Source organism: Variovorax boronicumulans, assembly GCF_029892485.1.
Classification (GTDB): Bacteria; Pseudomonadota; Gammaproteobacteria; order Burkholderiales; family Burkholderiaceae_C; genus Variovorax; species Variovorax boronicumulans_B.
In genome coordinates this window covers 380,612-394,293 of the sequence record NZ_JARXVG010000001.1, presented here as the reverse complement: position 1 = coordinate 394,293, position 13,682 = coordinate 380,612, and the positions used below count along the sequence as shown (strand labels likewise).

The window sequence follows — 13,682 nt, the reverse complement described above, 5'->3', positions numbered from 1 at the left end:
ACTGCAATGACAACGCCCTTGTTGCGCATCGAGGCCGTCGAGGCGGCGTACCAGCGCTCGATCGTCGCGCTGCACGGCGTGAGCCTGGAGGTGCGCGCGGGCGAAATCCACGCGCTGCTCGGCGCCAACGGTGCGGGCAAGTCGACCACGCTCAAGACCGTGTCGAACCTGCTGCCGGCCGAACGCGGGCAAGTGACGGCCGGGCGCATCGTCTTCGATGGACGGGATACGGGCCGCATCAGTCCGGCCGATCTCGTGCGGCTCGGCCTGGTGCAGGTGCTGGAGGGGCGCCACTGCTTCCGCTCGCTGACGGTGGAAGAGAACCTGCTGACCGGCGCGCTCGGGCGCAGCGCGCGGCGCGCGGAAACCGCCGAAGACCTCGCGCGTGTCTACGCCATCTTTCCGAAGCTCAAGGACCGGCGAAAGACCCTGGCCGGCCTGAGCTCCGGCGGCGAGCAGCAGATGACGGCGATCGGCCGCGCACTGATGTCGCGGCCCCGGCTGCTGGTGCTCGACGAACCCTCGATGGGCCTCGCGCCGCTGGTGGTGCGCGACATCTTCGAGCAGCTGCGGCGGCTCAACCGCGACGAGGGCCTGTCGATCCTCGTGGCCGAGCAGAACTCCACCGTGGCACTGCAGTACGCCGACCGCGCGACCGTGCTCGATGCCGGCATCGCGGTATTGAGCGGCGACGCACAGGCGCTGCGCCAGCGTGCCGACATCCAGTCTTTCTATTTCGGCGAAGGTGTTGCCGCTGCCGACGCTGATGCCCGCTCGAAGCGGTAGAACAGATTGGGTTCCGACAGCAGATAGAGCTTGCCGTCGGGTCCCACGGCCAGCCCCTCGGGTTGCGGCACCTTGCGCTGCAGGCCATTGAACCCGCGCCACAGCGGCAGCATGCTGACCGGGCGCCCGTCCGGCGCGTACTCCGCGATCAGGGCCGACTCGTCGCTGAGCAGCAGCAGATGCCCGGTCTGCTCATGCAGCGTGACCGATGAAAGGTCGCTCATGAACAGCGAGCCCGCGCGCGAGGACTTCCATTCGCTGATGTCGATGTTGAAGCCGGTGGAAGGCGTGGCCGGGTCCAGCCCGGTGATCACCAGCACGCGCATCGGCAGCTTCTCGCGCACCACGTACAGGCGCTTGTGCACGCCGTCCCAGGACACGCCCTCGAAGCTGCTGTTGTGCAGCTTGTCGATGCCGATGCCCAGGCTCGGGCGGCCGGCCACCGACACCCGCTGCGTATCGCGGCCGATCTGCACCCAGTACATGCGGTGGCTGTCCTCGTCCGAGATCACGTAGCTGTCGCCCTGCACGTAGGTGATGCCCTCGGGGTCCTTCACGCCGTCGAGCGCGACGACGCGCAGCAGCCGGCCCTCGGTGGTGAGCTCCGCGATCTGCGGCGGGCGGTTTATGACGGTGAAGAGGGTGCCGGTTTCCGTGTTGAAGGTCAGCCCCGAGGCATTGCGCGTCAGCCCCTGGATCGGTACGCCTTCGACAGCCACCCGGTAGCCCGGCAGCCACAGCGAGTTTCCTGCCCATTGCGATGCACCCAGCGTCGTGCTCAGCCAGTAATAGCCGAACGCCAGGACCTTGAAATACCAGATGAAGAGAATGCCGAGGCCCAGGACGATGGCATAGAGGAGGGCTTTGCGGGGACTCGGGCGGCTCATGCGGCCCGAGTCTAGGGGGCTTCGAAAGCGGCGGGATGCCAGTTGCTCGACGGCTGCGTCGGCGGCCCGGGCCTTCGCAGCGGGCTGCCTTACTTGACGGTGGCTGGTGCCGCCGAAGTGCCGACGACGCCGGCAACGTTGGGTGCCAGCGTGCCCTTGACCGTGTCGGGGAAGCTGTACATGCCGCCGGAAGCAGGATCGACGATCAGCATGCCCAGCAGGCCTGCTATCCATCTCGCAACAGATGCCTCAGGATTTTTACGCCTTTCGTCTGATTTTCGAGAATGAGTGAGCGTGGCAACTGAAGCCTCGAGCCGAGGCCCGCGCCCTCTCGGTGGATGCGCGCGCGGCGTGGTTACGGACTCGGCTCACCCAGATAGCCGCGCAGCCCCGCGAGGTCGAGCACCTCGACACCGCCGTGCTCCACCCGCAGCAACCCCGCGCGTTCGAGTTCGTGCAATGCCCGGTTGGCGCGCTGGCGCGACACGGCGGACAGAAGCCCGATCTCGTCCTGGCTCAGGCGCACGAAGCTGCTGGTCTGCGGATAGAGCACCGGGTCGAACAGGCTGGCGATGCAGCGTGCGACACGCGCGTCCGGGCCCAGCAAGCGATCGAACTCCATGAGCCCGATAAAGAGGCTCAGGCGCGCATTGATGTGGGACAGCAGAAACCGGTTGAATTCGATGTTCGTCGAGAGCAGCCGCTCGAAGGTGTGGCGCGGCACGCAGGCCATGCGTGTGGGCCGCATGGCCACGCCGTCGTAGCGCCACGGGCCGGGCTTGAGCAGCGAGCCTTCGCCGGCCCAGCCGCCGGTGGTCACGCCGGTGAAGGTGGAGACCCGGCCATCGGCCAGCGAGACCGACATCTTCACCAAGCCCTCGATGACGCCGAGCCAGAGATCGGCAGGTTCGCCGCGGCGCAGCACGAAACCGCCGGCCTGCACCTCGCGCTCATGCGAGTCGCGCACCACGCGGTCGAGCTCCTCGGCGGTTAGGGTCCGTGCCCACAGGCTCTCGCGGAGCATGGTCTCCATGGCCTTCGACATACGTGCTTGCCTCGTTCGCTTGTTGTTGTGGACTCGCTCCTCCACGCCTCGTAAGTAATGTCTTCGAAACGACATTTTTGTCGCGGCGATCATGACATATTGACTCCTGTTCGCCACAACCAGAAGACAGGAGACAAGGATGGAACATCCCGAATCCGGCGCGGTCCCCACGCATGCGCCGCAACAAGACGAACCACCCGGCATGCGCCGGCGCAACCTGTTGGGATACGCGGCATCCGCGCCCCTGGTTTCAGCCGCTGCGGGGCTCGGCGGGCTCGCGGCTCCGGCGTCGGCCGAAGCCGCGATCCTGCCGATGACACCGCCCGACACCACCGACCTGATCGACATCGGCGACGCGGTGACGGTGACGGCGTTGCCGACGATGCCGCTGGTCAAGGTGACCAACATCGCCAACGGCCGTGTGCGACTCGAACTGCCGCGGCTGGAGTCGGGCCAGGGCATCGCCACCGCCGCCGCGATGATGCTGGCCGACAAGCTGCGGCTGCCGCTGAGCGCGATCGAGGTCGGCTCCGCGGACGCCAGCCCCGAGCTGGTCTTCAACCAGCTCACCGGCGGCTCCTCGAGCGTGCGGTCGCTGCATGCGGGCATGCCACTGCTCGGCGGCCTGGGCGGGTTGCTTTCGGGCAGCGCGAATGCGGTGGTCGGCCAGCGCACGACGCGGCTCGATGCGCTGGACATCGTGACCGGGCGCAAGAAGTTCTCGATGGACCAGGCCGTGCCCGACGCGAAGCCGACCATGGTGTGCCGCCCGCCCACCATCAACGGCAAGTTCGTGCGCATCAACAACCTGAACACGGTGACGGCGATGCCGGGCGTGCTCGGCATTGCGCCGATTCCCGCCACCAACGGCATCGTGCCCACGCCGCCCGGCGTGGCGGTGATGGCCGAGACCTTCGGGCAGGCCTGGGCCGCGGTGAATGCGCTCGACGTCACCTGGACGGCCGGGCCGATCGCGGGCGAGTCCAACGCCAGCATCCAGCAGAAGTTGAAGGGTGCGCTGCTGCCGTTCCTGCTGCCGCCGCTGGGCGCGCTCACGGTCGAGGGCGAGTTCGAGTTCGCGGCGGTCTCGCACTGTCCGATGGAAACCGAATGCGCCATTGCCGATGTGCGTGCCGACCGGGCCGAGATCTGGTCGGGCCTGCAGAGCCCGATCGTCACGCAGCAGGCCATTGCCATCGAGTTGGGCCTGCCGCTGGACAAGGTGAAGGTGCATGCGGTGCCCTCGGGCGGCTCGTTCGGACGGCGGCTCTTCTGGGACGCGACGCTGCAGGCGGTGCAGGCCGCCAAGGCGCTGGGCCGCCCTTGCAAGCTGATGTACCACCGCACCGACGACATGCGCCACGGCCGCGTGCGCCCGCCGATGTTCCACCGGGCGCGCGCCACGATGTTGCTGGGCCAGGTCATCGCCTTCGAGCAGCGCATTGCCGGGGTGCGGCTCGATACGCGCCATGGCTTCGGCGAGATGCTGGGCGCCGCGGCCATCGCGCTGCCCAACGGCTTTCCGCAGACGGTGGGCAACTTCGCGATCGAGCAGGTCATGTTCAAGACCATGGTCACCTCGCCGTACAACTTCGGCGTCACCACCAAGCTCCTGACGCCGGTGGCGATCGACATGAACACCTGCTCGTACCGCTCGGTGCACATCCAGCCCTCGCGGCTGGTGGAGGAGATCCTGGTGGACGACATGGCCCGGGCGCTGCGCAAGGACCCGGTCGCCTTCCGCCTGGAGTACCTGCGGCTGCCGCGCGCACGCGCGGTGCTCAAGGCGGCGGCCGAGGCGGCAGGGTGGGGCAAGGCGATGCCGGCCGGCTTTGCACAGGGCGTGGGGGTGCACCAGGAGTCGAAGTCGTTCACCGCCTGCATCGTCGAGATCGATGCGCGGGTGCCGACCGACGTGAAGGTGGTGCGCGCCACCATCGTGATCGACGTCGGCACGCCCATCAATCCCTCGGGCATCGAGGCGCAGATGCAGGGTGGGCTGTGCGAGTCGATCTCCATCGTGCTCACGGCGGGGCTGCACATCCAGAACGGCCTGCCGCTGGAAGGCAGCTATTCGCAGTACCACTTCGCGCGCATGAAGAGCTACCCGAAGGACGTGAAGGTCATCATCATGCCGGCCAGCACCGGCGAAGCCATCGGCGGGTTGGGCGAGGTGGGCCTGTCGGCCAGCTCTGGCGCGATCGCCAACGCCTACGCCCGCGCCACCGGCCGCAAGCCGCGCAGCTTTCCGCTGAATTTCCCGGTCGATTTCACCCCCATCCCCCCGGGCAAGCTGCCCACGCCGGTCGTCGTGCCGGTCCCTGTCTGAGGAGCCCGCCATGCCCGTGCAATCTTTCAAGGTGAACGGCGGCAACGTCGACGTCGAGGCGCCCGACGACATGGCGCTGCTCTGGGTGCTGCGCGACAAGCTCGGCATCACCGGGCCGAAGTACGGCTGCGGCATCAACGTGTGCAAGGCCTGCACCTGCCATGTGGACGGCAAGGCGGTCACGGCATGCTCGACCCGTGTGGCCGACGTGCGCGGCCGGCAGGTGACGACCATCGAGGGCTTGGCCAACGGCAACGTGCTGCATCCGGTGCAGCAGGCCTGGATGAACCTGGACGTGCCGCAGTGCGGCTTCTGCCAGCCGGGGCAGATCATGGCGGCGGTCGATCTGCTGCGGCGAACCCGCAACCCGACCGATGCCGACATCGATGCCATCGAGAACGTGTGCCGCTGCGGCACCTACGGGCGCATCCGGGAGGCGATCAAGGCGGCGGCCGCGATGATGGGATAGCGCAGCGGGCGAGGCCCGTCACGCGGATGTGCAGGCTGGGAGACATAATTGTTAACTAATGCACACATCTCCCGCCGCCTTCGACCGCCACACCGGGCTGGGCCGCTGGATTGCAGCGTTGGGCCTGGCGCTGGCGGTGGGCGCGGTGCAGCTTGTGCATGCGGCAGCCGAAGCGCCGCAGGGTGACGGTGCAGCCCACATCACCCGTGCCGAATTGCTCTCCATCCCCGGCACGGGTTATTCCGCGCCGCCGCAGCTGCTCGAAGATGCCGCGCTGCCGAGCGATGGATGGAAGGAAGTCGACCTCCCGCACACGGCCGCGCGCGAACTGGTGCCCACGCCGATGGGCGGCGTGCAGACCCTCACCGACTGGTACCGCATCGACCTGTCCGGGCTGGCGCCGTCGGTACAGCCGCGCTTTCTCTACCTGCCGCGCTGGAAGACGCTGGGCCAGATCGCGGTGTACGGCGACGGCGTGCTGCTCTATCAATCGCATGGCAGTCCGATCCACAACGGCTACAACCATCCGCTGCTGCTGCCGTTGAATGCCACGGCCGGCACGCCGTCCCCGGCTTCCGTGCTGATTCGCGTCGACCGCCTGCGCAGCAGCGGGAGCGGCTTCTCGACCGTGTGGGTGGGCGACCAGGCCTCTCTGAACTGGCGCTACCAGATTCGCCAGCTGCTGCAGGTGCAGGTGCCGGCCATGGGCAGCGCGGCGTTCCTGGCGGTGGGCGCCTTCGCCTTCGCGGTGTACCTGGGGAAGCGGCGTGAGTCGCTCTATCTGCTGTTCTTCGCCATCTCGGCATTGGCGTTCCTGCGCACGCTTCACTACTACGTCGGCGGCAACTACTTCCCGGTCTCCGACGAGTTGTTCGAGTGGATGGCGGTGTCCTCGCTGATCTGGCTGATCATCGCCATCCACCTGTTCCTGCAACGCCTGCACCAGCAGCCCTCGGTCTGGCTGACCCGTCTGTCGGTGGCGCTGGCCGCGGCTGGCAGCATCGCCACGCTGCCGCACCTGTCGCCGTCCATCGCAAGCCTCTACCTGGTCACGCCGCTGCTCAACCTGATGGTGCTGCCGGTCGCGGTGCTGATCTTCGCGGTGAACCTGCGCAAGGCATTGCGCGCCAAGCTGCCGGAGGGGCGGCTGGTGGCGGGCTGGACCGTTTTTGCGCTCACCTTCACCTCGTACGACGGGCTGCTGCAGAACAACCTGGTGAGCCCCGAGAGCGTGTACGCCTCGCCCTACGCGATCATCAGCCTGTTCTTCGTCTTCTCGTACATCATGTTCCAGCGCTACACGGGCGCGTTTGCCGAGGTGGCGCGGCTGAACAAGGGCCTGGCGCAGCGTCTGCAGGTGCGCGAAGCCGAGCTGGAGCAAAGCTACCAGCGGCTGCGCGTGATCGAGAACCAGCAGATGCTCGATGCCGAGCGCCGGCGCCTGATGCAGGACATGCACGACGGGCTGGGCTCCTCCCTGATCAGCGCGATCCGTTCGGTGGAGCGGGGCGCCATGAGCGACGCCGAGATCTCCGACGTGCTCAAGGGCTGCATGGACGACCTGAAGCTGGCCATCGATTCCATGGAGAGCGTGGACGCCGACCTCTTGCTGCTGCTCGCCACCCTGCGTTTTCGCCTGGCGCCGCGCATCGAAAGCGCCGGCGTGGCGCTGCGCTGGGAGGTGCAGCCCGTGCCCGCGCTGCCATGGCTGGACCCGGGCAGCGCGCTGCACATCCTGCGGATCATGCAGGAGTGCATCGCCAACGTGCTGCGCCACACGCGGGCCACCACCATCTGCTTTCGCACCGCGACGGCGGGCGAGGGCGTCTCCGTGGTGATCGAGGACAACGGCGCCGGCTTCGCCGTGCAGGAGGCCCTGCAGCGAAGCGGCAGGGGGCTGCGCAACCAGCAGCAGCGCGCAACGGCGATCGGCGGCACGGTGAGATGGGAGTCCGGCAGCGGCGGAACGCGCTTCACGCTCTGGCTGCCGCTGGAGCGCAAGGCCGAGGGCGACAAGGCTGCGCGGCCTTCCTGAGCCAGGGCCGGGCGGTTACTTGGGGCTCGGCGAAGGTTGGGACAGCACCCAGCCTGCCAGCACCCGCGCGTCGGCCTCCGACACCAGGCTCTGCCGCGGCATGATGACGCGGCCCCATGTGCCTACGCTGCCGTTGCGGATCTTCTCCGCCAGACGCGGCGGTGCCTCCGGATCGTTGCGGTAGCGCTCCGCGATCTGCGCGAAACCCGGACCGACCTGCTTGTGGACCAGCCCGTGGCAGGCCATGCAGCCGTTTTTCCTGAGCAGGTCCACCGGCGCGGTCTGCGCGGTGGCGATGGATGCACTGTTGAAAAGCAACAGCAGGACGGCGATCGGGAGCTTCATGCGCGGGGGGCTGTAGGTACTTTGATTTGCGATCCGCCGAGAGCGGCAACGCATGGTCGCATGCCGCCGCATCGGTCGTCGTGCATTCGCGACAAGTCGATTCAAGAGTAACTATATGTATGGTTAAATCCCCGGAACTACCGCGAAGAGGACGAGGGAAACCCCATGAAGCTGTTGCTGAGCATTGCGTTCGCCGCTGTGGCCCTGATGGGCTGCACCGCCAGGGCGCCGCTGGTGCCGACCGAGCCCGGCACGGGTTCCGGACTCACCTACGTCCCGATGGTCGCCATGGAAGGCGTGGACAAGGTGCGTTACGACAACGACGTGCAGGCCTGCCGCACGGCAGCCACCCGCATCACGGCGCGCAGCGAGACCGGCGACGCAATGTGGCTGGCGCTGGGCCTCGGCCTGATCACGGTGCACGGCCAGGGCATCGTGGCTGCCGCGTCGTACACCGGCATCAGCGCGGCGGTCATCGACTGGAACGGCCGCCCGACCTCGGAACTCATCGCCGAGCATCAGGAGATCGCCATCGTCCACTGCATGGCCAAGCGCGGCTACCGCAACCTCGATCCGGACGTGCGCGACACCTTCTACGGTCACACCTTCGACCCGGTCGTCGCCGCCAAGCCGCGCCGCACCGGCATCGACACCTACAACGTCGAAACGCTCGCCAAGGCCGGTCGCTGCAACGTGCAGCCGCGCGCCGAACTCACGGCCAAGGGCCCGGGCTTCGAGTCGTACAACGTGCCTTGCGAAAACGGCGGCACCTGGGCGGTGCGCTGCGAGTTCGGCAAGTGCCGCGTGCTGGCGCAGGCGCCGGTCCGCCGCTCCTGAGTTTCTTCAGGCCAAAAAGAAGCCGGCTTTCATGCCGGCTTCTTTTTTGAGGGCTTCAGCGCCAGACGTAATGCCCCGGCACCCGGCGGCCGTGTTCGCGGTGCGCCGGCACCCAGACCTTGTGCTTGCGGTGATGCGGCGCCGCATGCGGGCGGTCGTAGCCCGGGCCGTGGCGGGGCGCCGGTTGTGCGAGGGCTGCGCTCGAGAGCACACAGGCGGCGAGAACGAAGAGTATCTTTTTCATGTTGGAGTCCTTCGGGTTGACGTGGTGCACCTGGAGCAGGTACGACATGAACCTTAGTTTGCGGCGGCGCACGGCCTCGTAGGCCGGTGAGCACTTTACAAACAGGACGTTGCAGTGGCGCGACGCCCCTGCAACCAACAGCACCGGCCTACTTGACGATCATTCCCTTGAGCGCCGGGTCCGGCGCCGGCGCCTTGAGCTTCATCTGCCGCAGCGTCTTCATCAGCAACTGCGCAATCATCAGATTGCGGTGCCGCTTGCTGTTTGCCGGTATGACGTACCAAGGTGCATGCTCGGTCGAGGTGGCGGCGAGCGCGTTTTCATAAGCGCGCTGGTAGGCGCTCCACTTGGTGCGCACTTCGAGATCGCCCATGCTGAACTTCCACTGCTTGCCGGGCGTGTCGATGCGGGCCTGCAGGCGCTCGCGCTGCTCGTCCTTGTCGATGTGCAGCATGCATTTCACGATGACCGTGCCGGTCTCGACCAGCAGCCGCTCGAAGTCGTTGATCTGCGCGTAGCGCTGCTTTGCCTGGGCCTTGTCGATCCAGCCTTCGACCACCGGCACCAGCACGTCTTCGTAGTGGCTGCGGTTCCACACCGCGATCTCGCCGTTGCGCGGCACGACGGCGTGGCAGCGCCAGAGGTAGTCGCGCGCCCTTTCTTCTTCGGTCGGGGCCTTGAAGGCTGCCACGCGCACGCCCAGCGGGGAGGTGCGCGAGAACACCCAGCGCACCGTGCCGTCCTTGCCGCTGGTGTCCATGCCCTGCAGCACCAGCAGCACCTTGCGCCGGCCTTCGGCGTGCAGCAGGTTCTGCAGGTCGTCGAGCTCGAGGGCCATCGCGTCCACCTCTTCGCGCTGCGCCGCTTCGTCGCCCTCGCAGAAGGCGGTGTCGCCGGGATCGATCTGCGAGAGCTTGAACTTGCTGCCGACGCGGTATTTCTTGAAGCTGGCCATGGACCGGAACCCCTTGAAGAACGAAAGCCGACAGCGTACGCGATCAGCGCTCGGTGTCTTCCGGGTTGATCGAGGCGCTCCAGCGGTTGTCCCATTCGGCGTGGCGCACCGCGCCGTCGAGATCGCGCCGGTCGCGCTTGGTAGGGCGGCCCTGTTCGATGGCCAGGGCCGGCTCGCTGCCCATGCGGCGCTGTTCGCGCAGCGCGGCCTGCGCGGCGATGCTCTCGGCGGTTTCTTCGTAGAGCAGCTGGGCGACCGGCGCCGGCCCGCGCTGGCCGCTGATGCCGCGCACCGTCACGGTCCGCGTCTGCACGCCCAGGCGCATCGTCACGGTGTCGCCGGGCTTCACCTCGCGCGAGGCCTTGGCGACGTCGCCGTTCACCTGCACCCGGTTCTTGCCGATTTCCTCCGCGGCCAGCGAACGCGTCTTGAAGAAGCGTGCGGCCCAGAGCCATTTGTCGATGCGCAGACGTTCCGGAGATTCCATAGATCAGGAATTGTGCCGCCAGAGCGGCAGGTGCACGACAGCGTCCAGCCCGATGACCCTGGCGGTGTTGTCCTGCGCGGTGCGGTTCTCGAGGTCGATGCGCCCGTCCAGCGCCAGCACGATCTCGCGGCAGATCGCCAGCCCCAGCCCCGAGCCGCTCGACGTGCTGCCGGCGGAGAAGGGCGCGAACAGCCGCTGCCTCAGTTCGGGCGATATGCCGGGCCCTTCGTCGCGCACGGTGAGCACCGCGTGGTCGCCCGCGGCGCGCACGCTCACCGAGAGCGCGGCGCCCTGCGGGCTCTGCTTGATCGCGTTGTGCAGCAGGTTGCGCGTGAGCTCCTGCAGCATCCACTGGTGCGCGCGCACGGCCACCGGCTCGTCGATGGCCAGCTCGAAATCGAGCGCCTTGTCGGCCACCAGCGGCGACAGGTCGAGCGCGATATTGCGCACCACTTCGCCCAGGTCCAGCGTCACCGACTCGGGCTGCTGGCGCAGTTGCTCCACCTTCGCGAGCGAGAGCATCTGATTGGCCAGCATCGTGGCGCGCTCCACCGTCTGGCTGATCTCGCCGAAGGCCTGCTCGGGCGCCACGTCGCCGCGGCGCGCCGACTGCACCTGCGCCTTGAGCACCGCGAGCGGCGTGCGCAGCTGGTGGGCGCTGTCGCGCACGAAGCGCTTCTGGTGGTCCAGCAGCCGCTGCAGCCGGCCCATCACCTCGGTGGTGGCGTCGATCAGCGGCAGCAGTTCGCGCGGCGCATCGGGTGCATCGATGGGCGAGAGATCGTCCGCTGGTCGCCGCTCGATCGCTTCACCCAGTTCGCGCACCGGGCGCGTGGCGCGATGCACCACGAACACCGTGACCCCGGCGATCACGGCCATCAGCAGCAACTGGCGCCAGAGCGTGTCGAGCAGCAGCTTGCGCACCAGCGTCTCGCGCAGCTCGAGCGTCTCGGCCACCTGCACCACCGCCATGCCGCGGCCGCGCGCGCTGGCCACCGGCTGCAGCAGCACTGCGACGCGAACGGGCTGGCCCCGGAACTGCGCATCGTAGAAATCGACCAGCGCCGCGTAGGCGCTGCGGTCCGGGATGCGGCCGCGCCAGAACGGCAATTCGGCAAAGCCCGAGACCATCTCGCCGTCGAGCGCGGAGACCCGGTAGAACAGCCGGCTGCGGTTGTCGGCCTCGAAGGCTTCGAGCGCGGAGTAGGGCACCACGGCGCGCAACAGCGCGTGATCGTCGTAGCCCTCTACGTCGAGCTGCTCGCCGATGGTCTTGGCCGAGGCGAGCAGCGTGCGGTCGTAGGCGGTGGTCGCGGCCGCGAGGCTCTGGCGGTACAGGCTCACGCTGTTGATCACGATGAACACCGCCACCGGCGCGAGGATGCCGATCAGCAGCCGCGCGCGCAGCGAGGAGACCTTCTTCATGCAGCCTTCATGACGTTTCCGGACGCAGCAGGTAGCCCAGGCCGCGCATCGTCATCAGCACCGCGCCCGTGCCCACGAGCTTCTTGCGCAGGCGATACACCACCACCTCGATGGCCTCGTACTGCACGTCGGCCTCGCCCGGGAACACCAGCTCGAACAGGCGCTCCTTGGTGACCGCATGGCCCGGCTTCATCATCAGCGCCTTCATCAGCGCGAGCTCGCGCGGCGTGAGCTCGAGCAGGTCGGCGCGGTTGTAGATGGCGCCGTTGTCGGGCTCGAAGCGCAGGCCGCCGATCTCCTGCGGATTGAGCGCGGTCTCGAGGCCCGCGCTCTGGCTGCGCCGGCGCAACGCGCGGATGCGGGCCTCGAGCTCGTCGAGGTCGAAGGGCTTGGGCAGGTAGTCGTCGGCGCCGGCATTGAGGCCCACGATGCGGTCGCCAACGGTGCCGCGGGCGGTCAGCAGCAGCACCGGTGTGCGCAGCCCTTCAGCGCGCGCCTGGGCCAGCACCTGCAGGCCGTCGAGGTTGGGCAGGCTCAGGTCGAGCGCGACCACGTCGGGCTCGATGGCGCGCCACTGCGCCACCGCCTCGGCCCCGTCGCCGCACACGCGCACGTCGATCCGGCGCCGGCCGAGCGTGCGCTGCAGGGTGATTTGCATCGAGGGATCGTCTTCGACCAGCAGCAGCTTCATACGGGGGAGGGCTGAATGGGTACTTTGGTGTTTTCCCCAGTCTGGCGGACAGCCAACTGACAGCGGGGCGGCGCATGATAGCGGCTCAGGCCCCAGTCAGGTTCCTGCCAATTTCCTTTCAGCCCCTGGAGACAACCACAATGCGTCGCGATACCTTTTTGAAGTCCCTGGCCGCACTGGCCGCCGCTGGAGCGCTGCCGCTCTCGGCGCGTGCCGCAGCCAACGTCAAGATGATGATCCCCGCCAACCCGGGCGGCGGCTGGGACACCACCGGCCGCGCGTTGGGCAAGGCCCTGAGCGACGCCAAGGTGGCCGACACCGTCACCTACGACAACAAGGGCGGCGCCGCCGGCGCACTGGGCCTGGCCCAGTTCGTCAACGGCTCCAAGGCCGACCCGAATGCGCTGATGGTCATGGGCTCGGTCATGCTGGGCGGCATCATCACCGGCAAGCCGCCGGTCAAGCTCGAGCAGGCCACGCCCATCGCGCGCCTGACCACCGAATACAACGTGTTCGTGCTGCCGTCCAACTCGCCGTTCAAGACCATGAAGGACGTGGTCGAGCAGCTCAAGAAGGACCCGGGCAGCGTCAAGTGGGGCGGCGGTTCGCGCGGCTCCACAGAGCACATCGCCGCGGCCATGATCGCGCAGAAGGTCGGCGCCGATCCTTCCAAGATCAACTACGTGGCCTTCCGCGGAGGCGGCGAAGCCACCGCGGCCATCCTGGGCGGCAACGTCACCATCGGCGGCAGCGGCTACAGCGAATTCGCCGAATACATCGCCGCCGGCAAGATGAAGGCCATTGCCGTCACCTCGGCCCAGCGCCTGCCGGGCATCAACGTGCCGACGCTGAAGGAGCAGGGCATCGACGTGGAAATCGGCAACTGGCGCGGCGTGTACGGCGCCCCCGGCATCTCGGCCGAGCAACGCAAGGCGCTGACCGACATGGTGCTGGCTGCGCTCAAGAGCCCGTCGTGGGCCGAGTCGCTCAAGAAGAACGAGTGGACGGCGGCCGTGCTGTCGGGCGATGCGTTCGCCAAGTTCGTCGATGACGACTTCGCCAGCCTCAGGGCCATCATGACCAAGTCCGGCATGGTCTGAGGGCGCACAGCGCGCCAACTGCCTGCCTTCTCGCATGCCGAATGGCA

Annotated in this window: 15 protein-coding genes; 6 read left to right on the top strand and 9 right to left on the bottom strand. The window is 67.8% G+C overall.

Translation table 11 applies throughout. The annotated features are described in order from the left end of the window. Positions 1-6 precede the first annotated feature (6 nt). Positions 7-786, top strand: a complete 780-nt coding sequence (locus M2282_RS01885; protein WP_280807094.1) for an ABC transporter ATP-binding protein — start codon at positions 7-9, stop codon at positions 784-786. Here M2282_RS01885 and M2282_RS01880 read toward each other — a convergent pair. The 3 genes from M2282_RS01880 to M2282_RS01870 all read right to left on the bottom strand — a co-directional run bounded on the left by M2282_RS01880 (position 732) and on the right by M2282_RS01870 (position 2,706). Continuing rightward, positions 732-1,673 (bottom strand): SdiA-regulated domain-containing protein, encoded by a 942-nt coding sequence (locus M2282_RS01880; RefSeq protein ID WP_280807093.1) that lies wholly within the window; start codon positions 1,671-1,673, stop codon positions 732-734. The genes M2282_RS01885 and M2282_RS01880 overlap by 55 nt on opposite strands. An 89-nt stretch (positions 1,674-1,762) precedes the next feature. Next, positions 1,763-1,885: a hypothetical protein gene (locus tag M2282_RS01875; protein WP_280807092.1), complete on the bottom strand. Its 123-nt coding sequence runs from the start codon at positions 1,883-1,885 to the stop codon at positions 1,763-1,765. Positions 1,886-2,028: 143 nt separating this feature from the next. Beyond that, positions 2,029-2,706: a Crp/Fnr family transcriptional regulator gene (locus tag M2282_RS01870; protein WP_280807091.1), complete on the bottom strand. Its 678-nt coding sequence runs from the start codon at positions 2,704-2,706 to the stop codon at positions 2,029-2,031. Positions 2,707-2,857: 151 nt separating this feature from the next. On the opposite strand from M2282_RS01870, the gene M2282_RS01865 reads away from it, so the two are divergent. The 3 genes from M2282_RS01865 to M2282_RS01855 are packed head-to-tail and all read left to right on the top strand — an operon-like array spanning position 2,858 to position 7,551. Continuing rightward, complete coding sequence (locus M2282_RS01865; protein WP_280807090.1) at positions 2,858-5,047, top strand: xanthine dehydrogenase family protein molybdopterin-binding subunit; 2,190 nt, start codon at positions 2,858-2,860, stop codon at positions 5,045-5,047. A gap of 10 nt (positions 5,048-5,057) precedes the next feature. Next, entirely contained in the window at positions 5,058-5,516 is a 459-nt protein-coding gene (locus M2282_RS01860) for a (2Fe-2S)-binding protein (protein ID WP_042580097.1), read from the top strand. A gap of 58 nt (positions 5,517-5,574) precedes the next feature. Beyond that, positions 5,575-7,551: a sensor histidine kinase gene (locus tag M2282_RS01855; RefSeq protein ID WP_280807088.1), complete on the top strand. Its 1,977-nt coding sequence runs from the start codon at positions 5,575-5,577 to the stop codon at positions 7,549-7,551. A 15-nt stretch (positions 7,552-7,566) separates the two neighbouring features. On the opposite strand, the gene M2282_RS01850 is transcribed toward M2282_RS01855, so the two are convergent. Continuing rightward, positions 7,567-7,896: a c-type cytochrome gene (locus M2282_RS01850; protein ID WP_280807087.1), complete on the bottom strand. Its 330-nt coding sequence runs from the start codon at positions 7,894-7,896 to the stop codon at positions 7,567-7,569. Between the two features lie 165 nt (positions 7,897-8,061). Between M2282_RS01850 and M2282_RS01845 the strand changes: the two genes are divergently transcribed. Beyond that, positions 8,062-8,733 (top strand): hypothetical protein, encoded by a 672-nt coding sequence (locus M2282_RS01845; RefSeq protein ID WP_280807086.1) that lies wholly within the window; start codon positions 8,062-8,064, stop codon positions 8,731-8,733. Positions 8,734-8,788: 55 nt separating this feature from the next. On the opposite strand, the gene M2282_RS01840 is transcribed toward M2282_RS01845, so the two are convergent. The 5 genes from M2282_RS01840 to M2282_RS01820 all read right to left on the bottom strand — a co-directional run bounded on the left by M2282_RS01840 (position 8,789) and on the right by M2282_RS01820 (position 12,535). Then, positions 8,789-9,025, bottom strand: coding sequence for a hypothetical protein (locus M2282_RS01840; protein WP_280807085.1), 237 nt, complete (start codon positions 9,023-9,025; stop codon positions 8,789-8,791). Between the two features lie 100 nt (positions 9,026-9,125). After that, positions 9,126-9,932: a PPK2 family polyphosphate kinase gene (locus M2282_RS01835; protein WP_280807084.1), complete on the bottom strand. Its 807-nt coding sequence runs from the start codon at positions 9,930-9,932 to the stop codon at positions 9,126-9,128. Positions 9,933-9,975: 43 nt separating this feature from the next. After that, positions 9,976-10,419: an RNA-binding S4 domain-containing protein gene (locus tag M2282_RS01830; protein ID WP_280807083.1), complete on the bottom strand. Its 444-nt coding sequence runs from the start codon at positions 10,417-10,419 to the stop codon at positions 9,976-9,978. Between the two features lie 3 nt (positions 10,420-10,422). Beyond that, entirely contained in the window at positions 10,423-11,844 is a 1,422-nt protein-coding gene (locus tag M2282_RS01825; RefSeq protein ID WP_280807082.1) for a sensor histidine kinase, read from the bottom strand. 7 nt (positions 11,845-11,851) lie between these two features. Then, a complete protein-coding gene (locus M2282_RS01820) occupies positions 11,852-12,535 on the bottom strand; it encodes a response regulator transcription factor (RefSeq protein ID WP_280807081.1) in 684 nt (227 codons plus the stop codon). 140 nt (positions 12,536-12,675) lie between these two features. Here M2282_RS01820 and M2282_RS01815 point away from each other — a divergent pair, with 140 nt between their 5' ends. Continuing rightward, the gene (locus tag M2282_RS01815; protein WP_280807080.1) at positions 12,676-13,635 is read left to right on the top strand and encodes a tripartite tricarboxylate transporter substrate binding protein; all 960 of its coding nucleotides are present in this window, start codon (positions 12,676-12,678) and stop codon (positions 13,633-13,635) included. Positions 13,636-13,682: the final 47 nt, after the last annotated feature.

Bases quoted from the DNA above. Each gene is read 5' to 3' on its own strand.
- M2282_RS01845 (WP_280807086.1), top strand. From the start codon at position 8,062: ATGAAGCTGTTGCTGAGCATTGCGTTCGCCGCTGTGGCCCTGATGGGC.
- M2282_RS01815 (WP_280807080.1), top strand. From the start codon at position 12,676: ATGCGTCGCGATACCTTTTTGAAGTCCCTGGCCGCACTGGCCGCCGCT.
- M2282_RS01830 (WP_280807083.1), bottom strand. From the start codon at position 10,419: ATGGAATCTCCGGAACGTCTGCGCATCGACAAATGGCTCTGGGCCGCA.
- M2282_RS01865 (WP_280807090.1), top strand. From the start codon at position 2,858: ATGGAACATCCCGAATCCGGCGCGGTCCCCACGCATGCGCCGCAACAA.
- M2282_RS01880 (WP_280807093.1), bottom strand. From the start codon at position 1,673: ATGAGCCGCCCGAGTCCCCGCAAAGCCCTCCTCTATGCCATCGTCCTG.
- M2282_RS01885 (WP_280807094.1), top strand. From the start codon at position 7: ATGACAACGCCCTTGTTGCGCATCGAGGCCGTCGAGGCGGCGTACCAG.
- M2282_RS01855 (WP_280807088.1), top strand. From the start codon at position 5,575: ATGCACACATCTCCCGCCGCCTTCGACCGCCACACCGGGCTGGGCCGC.
- M2282_RS01870 (WP_280807091.1), bottom strand. From the start codon at position 2,706: ATGGAGACCATGCTCCGCGAGAGCCTGTGGGCACGGACCCTAACCGCC.
- M2282_RS01850 (WP_280807087.1), bottom strand. From the start codon at position 7,896: ATGAAGCTCCCGATCGCCGTCCTGCTGTTGCTTTTCAACAGTGCATCC.
- M2282_RS01840 (WP_280807085.1), bottom strand. From the start codon at position 9,025: ATGTCGTACCTGCTCCAGGTGCACCACGTCAACCCGAAGGACTCCAAC.
- M2282_RS01835 (WP_280807084.1), bottom strand. From the start codon at position 9,932: ATGGCCAGCTTCAAGAAATACCGCGTCGGCAGCAAGTTCAAGCTCTCG.
- M2282_RS01820 (WP_280807081.1), bottom strand. From the start codon at position 12,535: ATGAAGCTGCTGCTGGTCGAAGACGATCCCTCGATGCAAATCACCCTG.
- M2282_RS01875 (WP_280807092.1), bottom strand. From the start codon at position 1,885: ATGCTGATCGTCGATCCTGCTTCCGGCGGCATGTACAGCTTCCCCGAC.
- M2282_RS01825 (WP_280807082.1), bottom strand. From the start codon at position 11,844: ATGAAGAAGGTCTCCTCGCTGCGCGCGCGGCTGCTGATCGGCATCCTC.
- M2282_RS01860 (WP_042580097.1), top strand. From the start codon at position 5,058: ATGCCCGTGCAATCTTTCAAGGTGAACGGCGGCAACGTCGACGTCGAG.